This window comes from Micromonospora foliorum, from assembly GCF_022229015.1.
Taxonomy (GTDB): Bacteria; Actinomycetota; Actinomycetes; order Mycobacteriales; family Micromonosporaceae; genus Micromonospora; species Micromonospora foliorum.
Genome location: NZ_JAKKFF010000309.1, coordinates 1 through 9,514, shown reverse-complemented (window position 1 = coordinate 9,514; position 9,514 = coordinate 1). Strand labels below are relative to the sequence as shown.

Sequence of the window (9,514 nt, the reverse complement as noted above, 5' to 3'; positions counted from 1 at the left end):
GCACGGGGGCTTCAAGCACTCCGGGCACGGCAAGGACCTCTCGGTCTACAGCCTGGAGGACTACACACGGATCAAGCACGTCATGCACAACCTGGGCAGCTGAACCGTGAGCGCGAGGAGTGAGCCGGGTTTGCGAGCCCCGCAGTCGCGAACCGAGGGGGCGTTATGACCGGGTGGGCGGGGTCGGTTCTGGTCACCGGGACGGACACCGAGGTCGGCAAGACGGTGGTGACCGCGGCGATCGCGGCCGCCGCGCAGGCGGCCGGGCTGCGGGTGGCGGTGGTCAAACCGGGTCAGACCGGTACGGCCGGTGGTGAGCCCGGCGACGTGGACGCGGTCAACCGGCTGGCCGCGCCGCTGACTGGTCGGACCCTGGCCAGCTACCCGGATCCGCTCGCCCCGTTGGCCGCCGCGCGGGTCGCCGACCTGCCGCCGCTGGAGTTGTACGCGGCGGTGGACGCCGTCCGCGAGGAGGCCGACAAGCACGACCTCGTGTTGATCGAGGGCGCGGGTGGGCTGCTGGTTCCGATGGGGCTGCGGCCGTCGGGTGAGCCGTGGACGATGGCCGACCTGGCGGTGTCGCTCGGCGCGCCCGCGGTGGTGGTGGCCCGCGCCGGGCTGGGCACGCTCAACCACACCGCGTTGACCCTGGAGGCGCTGGACCGCAGGGCGGTGCCGGCCGGTGTGGTGATCGGTGCCTGGCCGGCCCGCCCGGAGCTGGTGCACTGGACGAACCTCACCGACCTGGTGCCGAACCTGCTCGGCGCGCTGCCCGACGGCGCGGGCGCGATGGATCCGGGGGTGTTCCGGCGTTCCGCGCCGGGTTGGCTCACCCCGGCCCTGCACGGTGTGCTCGACGACTGGCGGGTCTGGGCCGAGGAGAGCGGCTGAACACCTGACTCTTGTCGGTGTCCGCGCAGGCCGGGCTCCTCCCCGGTTGCGAGCCATGGTCGGCCCGCAACCGGGGATGCCGACCGTCAGAGCCCCGGGGGCGGGGTTATGCGGCGGACAGGAACCGGTTGACCTCGCCAGCGAACTGGTGCGGGTACTGGAAGAGGAACCCGTGGTTCGCGTCCGGGTAGATGATCAGCTCGGCGTTCGGCAGGTGCCCGGCGAGCAGGTACGAGTTCGGGGTGGGCACCATGACGTCGTGGTTGCCGTTCGCCACAAGCGTGGGCTGCTGGATCGCGGCCAACCGCTCGAGCTTGGCGACACTGGGGATGCCCCAGTCGGCGATCGCCTCGGCCTGCGCATCCCGTACGGCGAGCGAGGCGGGCGCGTCGCGGTCCTCCTGGCGGGTGAAGATCCGGCCGACGTACTCCATGCCCCTGGCCCGACTCTCCTCGGACGGGGAGAAGAAGAGGTAGAGCAGGTCCTCGGCGTCCTGTGCCTCTCGGTAGGCGTGTCCGCGGGTCTCTTCGGACCAGGCGTGGAAGTCACGTCCACCCTCCGGCCCGGTACCGGCGAGGATGAGCCGACGCACCAGGTAGGGGCGCTGCAGGACGACACTCTGTGCGACGAAGCCGCCCAGCGAGAAGCCGAACAGGTCAACGCTGGTCAGCGTGAGCGCGTCGATGAACGCGATCGCGTCGCGAGCGAACTCCCGTACGGTGTTGGGCACCTGCCCGGTCGATCCGCCGACACCGCTGGCGTCGAAGAGGATGACCTCGCGCTCGGCGGCGATGTCGTCCACCAGGGCGGGGTCCCAGATGTCGATGTTGCCCCGGAAGCACTGCAGGAAGACCACCGGCGTGCCACCCGTCTTGCCGAATCTCCGGTATGTGTAGGTTGTTCCGTTGCCAGACTGGATGGTCTGGTTTGCTGCGGTGAGCAGTGACATGTCTTTCTCCCGTTTCGATCTGGTCCAGATGAGGTGGGCAGCCGGCCCGGTTCGGCGCGTTCCCTGGGCGGTCGAACACATGCGGCCCGATTACTCAATTAGATGATGACCATAATCTAACACGGGCAGTAAGATTGCAGGCGTAATCTAAATCTCAGGTGCGAGGACGATGTGCCGGCGCGACCGGGGGTGCGGTCATCGGGCGTCACGCGTGGATGCGACGGAGCCCCAGCCCTCGGGGACGGTTCCCGCAGGCCGGGGCTCTCTCGCGAACGGGGTGGGACCTACCGCGGTTGTGCGCTGAGGGCGTCGCGGACGACGTCGAGGATCTCGTCGGACAGCGGTGTCCCACGTGCCGCCCGGGCCAGTGTGAGCGCCCCGACCATCGACGTCAGATCGACGATCGCGCGGCGACGGGCTTCCTCGCCCTCCGCGTCCTGATACTCGGCAACCTGGCCGAGAACGGACTCCAGCCCGGCCACGTACGCCTTCCTCAGCGGGCCCTCGGCCGGTCCCCGGGCGGCGTCCGAGGCCAGCGCCGTGATCGAGCACCCGTCGCCGGGCGAGTCGCGATGCGTGGCGGCGAGGTACTGGTCGAGGAGCTCGGCGCGGGCTTCCGTCCGGTCGGGGAACTCGCCGAGGAGCTTTTCCAGCAAGCTCTGGATCTCGTGGTGAGCTGTTCCGGTGGCGATGCCCACCAGCTCTTCCTTCGAGCTGAAGTGCTTGTAGAACCCGCCATGGGTGAGTCCTGCCGCCGCCATGAGGTCCTGCACGCTCATGCCGGCGGCGCCGCGCTCCCGCAGCAGCCGTGACGTCGCGGCCACCACCTCTTCGCGATGCTTTGCCGCGTCGGCACGTGACGATCTGCCCATCGAGAGTCTCCTTCCGCGCCGTCCGGTGTGCGAACCTGTGCGGTTTAGATTAGCTCGCTCATCCAAAGGTAGGAGCCGGGCTCGCGGGCGCGGGCCGGGAGAGCAGCTGAACACCTGACTTTCGTCGGTGTCCGCGCAGGTCGGGCGTGGGTAGCCTGACCGCCGTGCGGATTCTCGACTCCGCGCCGCCGGGTTGGCTGCACCGGCGGCGTCGCCTGCTGCTGGACGTGCTGCTCTGGGCGGTGGTGGCCGCCCCGGTGGGTTATGCCGAGGTCAGCCCGCCCTATTCGCGGTACGTGTTGCCGCTGCTGGTCGGCAAGCTGCTGGTGCTCGGTGTGGCGGTGGTGGCGAGTCGACGTCAGCCGTTGGTCGCCCTGGTGCTGGCGGTGCTCGGGTCGTTGGTCGATGGCAACTTCGTGTTCGCCATTCCGGTCTTCAGTTATCTCGCCGGGCGGCGCAGCGCCACCGTGGGTCCGGCGATCATGGTCTTCGTGCTGATCACGGCCGGTGGCACGGCGCTCAACCTGGGGCTGCTCGGCGCCGGCGCGGCCACCTGGTTCCTGCTCGCCTCGGTGCTGCTCTTCGCCGCCGTGTTCCCCTGGTTGGTCGGCCGGTACCGCCGCCAGCAGCAGGAGTTGACCGACGCCGGTCGCCGGCACGTCGACGCGCTGGCCCGCGAGCAGCGGGGTGCCGCCGAGCGGATCCGGCTGCGTGAGCGGGCCCGGATCGCCGGGGAGATGCACGACTCGCTCGGTCACGACCTCAGCCTGATCGCGTTGCGCGCCGCCGCCCTGGAGGTCGCCGCCGACCTGGACGATCGGCACCGGGCCTCGGCGGGGGAGTTGCGGGCCAGCGTCTCCGCCGCCACCGAGCGACTGCACGAGATCATCGGGGTGCTCCGCGAGGAGGCGGGCGGGTCGCTGCGTCCGAGCGGGGAGACCGTCGCCGACCTGGTCGACGGTGCCCGGGAGGCCGGCATGGCGGTACGGCTGGACGCCGCCCCGGCGGTCGCGGAGCTACCGGCGATGACCGGTCACGCGGCGCACCGGATCGTCCGGGAGGCGCTGACCAACGCGGCCCGGTACGCGCCGGGCGCCCCGGTCGACGTACGCCTCACCCGCGACGGTGACCGGGTCGAGGTGCTCACCGCGGCGCAGGGCGGGTGAGCGGCGTGCCGTTCGAGCTGGGTGGGGAGACCTTCACCTCACGGCTGATCCTCGGCACCGGCGGCGCCGCGAACCTGCACGTGTTGGAGCAGGCGATCCGGGCGTCCGGGACCGAGTTGGTCACCCTGGCGCTGCGCCGGGTGGGCACCGCGCCGGGCTCCACCGGCGGGCTCCTGGAGTTGCTGGACCGGTGCGGCGTACGCCTGCTGCCGAACACCGCTGGCTGCCACACGGCGACCGAGGCGGTGAAGGTGGCCCGGCTGGCCCGGGACGCGTTCGACACCGACTGGGTCAAGCTGGAGGTGATCGGCGACGAGCGGACGCTCCTGCCCGACGGGGTGGAGCTGCTCCGCGCCGCCGAGGAGTTGGTCTCCGACGGCTTCACCGTGCTGCCCTACACAAGCGACGACCCGGTGCTCGCCCGCCGTCTCGCCGACGTCGGCTGCGCCGCGGTGATGCCGGCCGGCTCACCGATCGGTTCGGGGCTCGGCATCGGCAACCCGCACCACATCCGACTCATCCGGCAAGGTGTGGACGTGCCGGTGATCCTCGACGCCGGCATCGGCACCGCGTCCGACGCGGCGCTGGCGATGGAGCTGGGCTGTGACGGGGTGCTGCTGGCGAGCGCGGTCACCCGGGCGGCCGACCCGGTGGCGATGGCCACCGCGATGCGGTACGCGGTCGAGGCCGGCCACCTGGCCGCCGGGGCCGGTCGGATCGAACGTCGCTTCCACGCGCTCGCGTCCACCCCCGACGAGGGAAGACCCGAGCTGTGACCCCGCCGTCCGGGGTTGTCGTGTTGACCGACCGGCTCGTCGCGCGGGGTGGGCTCGACCGGGTCGTGGCCGGCGCCGTGGCCGGGGGAGTGCGCTGGGTGGTGCTGCGGGAGAAGGATCTGCCCCGCGCCGAACGCGCCGCCCTCGCCGCCGACCTGCGCGCGATCCTCGCCGACGTCGGCGGAACCCTGATCGTGGCCGGCCCCGACCCGCTCGGCGGCGACGCCGTGCACCTGCCCGCCGCCGGCCCGTACCCGCCACCGACCCACCGCTTGGTCGGCCGCTCCTGCCACAACGAGGCCGAGCTGTACCGCCTCACCACCGAGCACTACGCCACCATCTCCCCGGTCCATCCCACCAAGACAAAACCCGGCTACGGCCCACCCCTGGGACCGGACGGCCTGCGAAAGCTGGTCGAGGCCACCCCCGTGCCCCTGCTGGCCCTCGGCGGAGTCGAGACACCAGAACAGGTGACCGCCTGCGTCAGGGCGGGAGCCGTCGGGGTGGCGGTGCTGGGCGCACTCATGCGAGCACAAGACCCGACCGAGACAGCGGCGAGTCTGACCAGCGCTTATGTCGAGGCGGTCACCCCTGTGCTGACCCAAACCCGGTGCCGGGTCACCCAGGTCTCCATGTCAGGGCTGCGGCCGACCGTGCCCACGCAGGGATCAAGCCTGACCGCCCGGAGTGGGCACGGTCGGCCGCAGCCCTCAACCGCAACCAAGGAAAGAAAATGACCCCGCGAACACTGCTGACCATCGCCGGCTCGGACTCCGGCGGCGGAGCGGGCATCCAGGCCGACCTCAAGGTCTTCGCCGCGCTGGGTGCGTACGGCACCAGCGTCCTCACGGCGGTCACCGCGCAGAACACCCGGGGTGTCGACGCGGTGCTGCCGCTGCCCCCGCGCACGGTCACCGAGCAGTTGGACAGCGTGCTCACCGATTTCACCGTCTGCGCGGTGAAGACGGGAATGCTCGGCACCCCGGCGATCGCGGAGGTGGTGGCCGAGGCGGCCCGGGACGGCCGACTGCCTCAGCTCGTCGTCGACCCGGTGCTGGTCGCCACGAGTGGTCACCGGCTCGGCGTGGTGGGCGCGGTGGAGCGGCTGCTCCCGTACGCCAGGGTGGCGACCCCGAACTGCGCGGAGGCCGCGGCGATCACCGGACGCCCGGTGGACGACGTGGCCGCGATGGTCGTGGCCGCCGAGGCCCTGGTGGCCGGCGGCCCGGAGTACGTGGTGGTCACGGGCGGTGACCTGGACGGGGGCGAGGCGGTCGACGTGCTGCACGGCGACGGCGTCACCACCCTCTTGCGCGCACCCCGGGTGACCACCCGGCACACCCACGGCACCGGGTGCTCGTTCTCGGCGGCCATCGCGGTGCGGCTCGGTCTGGGCGATCCGGTGCCGGCCGCGGTGGGGGCCGCCAAGGAGTACGTGCTCCGTGCGCTGACCGGCGCGCGGGGCTGGGAGCTGGGCGCGGGGCGCGGGCCGCTGAACCACTTCGGCTGGTCCGCTTGATCACCAGGGAGGCTGTCATGCACGCACGAGGCAAGGTGTACGTCGAGGGTTCGCGGCCGGATGTCCGGGTGCCGTTCGCGGAGGTGGGGCTGACCGGGGACCTGCCGCCGGTGCGGCTCTACGACACGTCCGGCCCGGGGTCGGACCCCGAGGTGGGGCTGCCCGCGTTGCGCGGGCCGTGGATCGCCGAGCGGGGTGATGTGGCACCGGTGCGGGGTGCGGGCACACCGCTGGCCGGGGTGGACGGTCGCCGGCCCACCCAGCTCGCGTACGCGCGGGCCGGTGTGGTGACGCCGGAGATGGAGTTCGTGGCGATCCGGGAGAACGTCGACCCGGAACTCGTGCGGGCCGAGATCGCCGCCGGGCGGGCGGTGCTTCCGCTCAACGTCAACCACCCGGAGTGCGAGCCGGCGATCATCGGTAAGGCGTTCCTGGTCAAGGTGAACGCCAACATCGGCACCTCGGCGGTCAGCTCGTCGGTCGCCGAGGAGGTGGAGAAGCTGACCTGGGCCACCCGCTGGGGCGCGGACACCGTGATGGACCTGTCCACGGGTAAGCGGATCCACGAGACCCGTGAGGCGATCGTGCGGAACTCGCCGGTGCCGATCGGGACGGTGCCGATCTACCAGGCGCTGGAGAAGGTCGGCGGCGACCCGGTGAAGTTGAGCTGGGAGGTGTTCCGGGAGACCGTGATCGAGCAGGCCGAACAGGGCGTGGACTACATGACGGTGCACGCCGGGGTGCTCCTGCCGTACGTGCCGCTGGCCGTGGACCGGGTGACCGGGATCGTGTCCCGGGGCGGCTCGATCATGGCTGCGTGGTGCCTGGCGCACCACGAGGAGAACTTCCTCTACACCAACTTCGAGGAGCTGTGTGCGCTGCTCGCGCGCTACGACGTGACGTTCTCCCTCGGTGACGGGCTGCGCCCCGGCTCGATCGCCGACGCCAACGACGAGGCGCAGTTCGCCGAGCTACGCACGCTCGGCGAGCTGACGAAGATCGCCTGGGCGTACGACGTCCAGGTGATGATCGAGGGCCCCGGGCACGTACCGATGCACAAGATCAAGGAGAACGTGGACCTTCAGCAGGAGTGGTGCCACGAGGCGCCCTTCTACACGCTCGGTCCCCTGACCACCGACATCGCGCCCGCGTACGACCACATCACCTCGGCGATCGGCGCCGCGATGATCGGCATGTTCGGCACCGCGATGCTCTGCTACGTCACCCCGAAGGAGCACCTCGGCCTGCCGGACCGGGACGACGTGAAGGCGGGCGTGATCGCGTACAAGATCGCGGCCCACGCGGCGGACCTGGCCAAGGGCCACCCCGGCGCGCAGGCATGGGACGACGCGTTGTCGAAGGCGCGGTTCGAGTTCCGCTGGGAGGACCAGTTCAACCTCTCGCTGGACCCGGAGACGGCGCGCTCGTACCACGACGCGACCCTGCCCGCCGAGCCCGCGAAGACCGCCCACTTCTGCTCGATGTGTGGCCCGAAGTTCTGCTCCATGAAGATCACCCAAGAGCTCAAGGAGTACGCGGCGCGCGGCATGAAGGACAAGTCGGAGGAGTTCGTCTCCGGCGGCAGCCGGGTCTACCTACCGCTCGCCTGACCCAGGTGGGTCGTCCCCGGGGCGTCCGTCTGGCGTCCCGGGGTGATCGACTCGGGTTCATTGATGTCGGGGGGTCCGGCGGCGTGGGACAGCCCGGTTTTGGTGAACCCGAGTGGATCAGCGGCGATCGGTCGGTGCGGCTGCGCGCCGCGTGCGAAGTGAGTCGCGGTGGGTCAGTCGCGGTTCGTCACTCGCGGTGGTGTCGACCGGTGGAGCGCAACGACCGGCGGCTGTTGTCCTGCTCGGGCTCATTGTCCGACACCGGCTTGCTCAGACCGGCGACCCAGTCGACGAATTCCTCGTCCTGGGTCGCCAGCGGCTCCGCTGCGTCCGATGTCTTCGGGCTCTCCTCGTCGGCACGGGACCGGTTGCGGCGGAACAGGCCGCCGAGCCGCCCTCGCCGGGAGGTCTGCTCTGCCACCTTCGGGGGCGTCGGCGCTGCCGACGTGACGTCGGTAGGTGCCAAATCGTCGGTGCCGGTGCCGGTGCCGGTGCCGGTGCCGGTGGCGCTGTCGGTAGCGCCGGTGGTGGTGGCACCGGAGGGCGCGCCCGCCGTGCCCGGGAACTCCGGCGAACCCGGGCGTTCGGCCGGGGCGGTGGTCTCGCTGGCTTCGGTCGGCGCTGGCCGTGCCGTCGAACTGTCCTGCGATCCCGCCGACCCGCCGGGCCGAGAAGTGTCGAATGCGTTCCACGTGCCGGCCCGGCTCAGGTCTGGCAACGGTGCCCGATGCCGGGGCCTGGGGGTCGGCCCGGTCGGCTCGTCGGGCCGGCTCGGCCCCTCCGATGCCGTTGCTCCCGTTGCCCCCGGTTCGGAGGCCTGCGGTGGCACCGTCCACGCCGAGGTGACGGGCCAAGCCGACGGCGCGGGCGTCCACCGAGCCGCGTCCGGGTCACCGGCCTCGGTGGCCCCGAACAACCCTGCGGTGGGAACGTCCTCGGCGGCGGGCCGTGCGCTGTCGGTGCTATGACCTTCGGCGATTGCAGAATCGCTGGTCGGGGAGGCCGCGTCGGCCGGTGCCTTGCCGCCCGTGCCGGCTTTCGAGGCGCGCGGGGATGCGGCGGCTTCCACACCAGAGTGGCCGGTCGCGGTGCTCGGTGCCGCCGGTGCTCGCGTCGCGCCGGTCGCGGTGGTCGGTGCTTGTGTCGCCCCGGTGGCGGTAATCGGGGTCTGTGGGGCGTCGGTTGCCGTGGTCGGGGACTCCGGGTTGGCCGGCACCTGCGTCGCGCCGGCGGTCGCCGAGGTGGCCTGCGCTCGCTTCGAGCCGGTGACGGGGGTGGCCGGTGCTCGCTTGGCGCCGGTTGCGGTGTTGCGGGCTGCCGCCGTGCCGGCGGAAGCAGCCGAGGCGACGTCGGAGGTCGTGCTCGACCGCCCGCCCAGGCTTTCCCGGCTGGACAACGGAGTGTCGGTGGCCGCGTCGGAGCCGGTGCTGTCGGCCGACCTGCCCGGCCGGGTGTCCTTCGTGGCGCGGCCGGTGGTCGCCTCGCGGGTGGCCGTCTCGCGGGTGGTCGACTCGTCGGTGGTCGTCTCGTTGGCGGTTGCCGAACGGGCAGGGGACGTGTCGCCAGCCGCGTCGGAGGCGGTGGCGTCCGGGCTGGCCTTCGACTTGCGGGGCCGTCGCGGCTTGATCGTCAGCGGCGCCTCGCGCGTGCCGTCGTCGGTCGCGCCCGTGCTCGTGCCCGTCGTGCCCGCCGTGCTCGTGCCCGCGCTGGCCGCCTCCGTGCCCGTGCTCG

Annotated in this window: 10 protein-coding genes and 1 pseudogene; 8 read left to right on the top strand and 3 right to left on the bottom strand. The window is 71.9% G+C overall.

The genetic code is table 11. The features are described from left to right. Nucleotides 1-165 precede the first annotated feature (165 nt). Nucleotides 166-891 carry a dethiobiotin synthase gene (gene bioD / locus PSH25_RS22050; RefSeq protein ID WP_238660882.1) on the top strand — a complete coding sequence of 242 codons (726 nt, stop codon included), beginning with the start codon at nucleotides 166-168 and terminating at the stop codon, nucleotides 889-891. Nucleotides 892-997: 106 nt separating this feature from the next. Here the strand turns inward: bioD and PSH25_RS22045 are convergent, their stop codons facing one another. Together PSH25_RS22045 and PSH25_RS22040 are read right to left on the bottom strand one after the other, a co-directional pair. After that, a complete protein-coding gene (locus tag PSH25_RS22045; RefSeq protein WP_238660881.1) occupies nucleotides 998-1,840 on the bottom strand; it encodes an alpha/beta fold hydrolase in 843 nt (280 codons plus the stop codon). 284 nt (nucleotides 1,841-2,124) lie between these two features. Continuing rightward, nucleotides 2,125-2,712, bottom strand: a complete 588-nt coding sequence (locus PSH25_RS22040) for a TetR/AcrR family transcriptional regulator (protein WP_238660880.1) — start codon at nucleotides 2,710-2,712, stop codon at nucleotides 2,125-2,127. Between the two features lie 164 nt (nucleotides 2,713-2,876). Here PSH25_RS22040 and PSH25_RS22035 point away from each other — a divergent pair, with 164 nt between their 5' ends. The 5 genes and pseudogenes from PSH25_RS22035 to thiC all read left to right on the top strand — a co-directional run bounded on the left by PSH25_RS22035 (nucleotide 2,877) and on the right by thiC (nucleotide 7,783). Continuing rightward, nucleotides 2,877-3,878 carry a sensor histidine kinase gene (locus PSH25_RS22035; protein ID WP_238660879.1) on the top strand — a complete coding sequence of 334 codons (1,002 nt, stop codon included), beginning with the start codon at nucleotides 2,877-2,879 and terminating at the stop codon, nucleotides 3,876-3,878. Next, on the top strand, nucleotides 3,875-4,654 hold the full coding sequence (locus PSH25_RS22030) for a thiazole synthase (protein WP_238660878.1): 780 nt from the start codon (nucleotides 3,875-3,877) through the stop codon (nucleotides 4,652-4,654). Before PSH25_RS22035 ends, PSH25_RS22030 begins: the two co-directional genes overlap by 4 nt. Then, a pseudogene (locus PSH25_RS22025) lies at nucleotides 4,651-5,229 on the top strand (thiamine phosphate synthase); the annotation flags it as partial. The gene PSH25_RS22030 and the pseudogene PSH25_RS22025, both read left to right, overlap by 4 nt. A 158-nt stretch (nucleotides 5,230-5,387) precedes the next feature. Then, nucleotides 5,388-6,173, top strand: a complete 786-nt coding sequence (gene thiD, locus PSH25_RS22020) for a bifunctional hydroxymethylpyrimidine kinase/phosphomethylpyrimidine kinase (RefSeq protein WP_238660876.1) — start codon at nucleotides 5,388-5,390, stop codon at nucleotides 6,171-6,173. Nucleotides 6,174-6,190: 17 nt separating this feature from the next. Next, on the top strand, nucleotides 6,191-7,783 hold the full coding sequence (thiC, locus tag PSH25_RS22015) for a phosphomethylpyrimidine synthase ThiC (RefSeq protein ID WP_238660875.1): 1,593 nt from the start codon (nucleotides 6,191-6,193) through the stop codon (nucleotides 7,781-7,783). Between the two features lie 187 nt (nucleotides 7,784-7,970). Here thiC and PSH25_RS22010 read toward each other — a convergent pair whose 3' ends face one another. Then, nucleotides 7,971-8,204: a hypothetical protein gene (locus PSH25_RS22010; RefSeq protein WP_238660874.1), complete on the bottom strand. Its 234-nt coding sequence runs from the start codon at nucleotides 8,202-8,204 to the stop codon at nucleotides 7,971-7,973. A gap of 52 nt (nucleotides 8,205-8,256) precedes the next feature. Here PSH25_RS22010 and PSH25_RS22005 point away from each other — a divergent pair, with 52 nt between their 5' ends. Both PSH25_RS22005 and PSH25_RS22000 read left to right on the top strand, forming a co-directional pair. Beyond that, nucleotides 8,257-8,751 carry a hypothetical protein gene (locus PSH25_RS22005; protein ID WP_238660873.1) on the top strand — a complete coding sequence of 165 codons (495 nt, stop codon included), beginning with the start codon at nucleotides 8,257-8,259 and terminating at the stop codon, nucleotides 8,749-8,751. Nucleotides 8,752-8,811: 60 nt separating this feature from the next. Beyond that, a partial coding sequence (locus tag PSH25_RS22000) for a hypothetical protein (protein WP_238660872.1) occupies nucleotides 8,812-9,514 on the top strand: 703 nt, incomplete at its 3' end.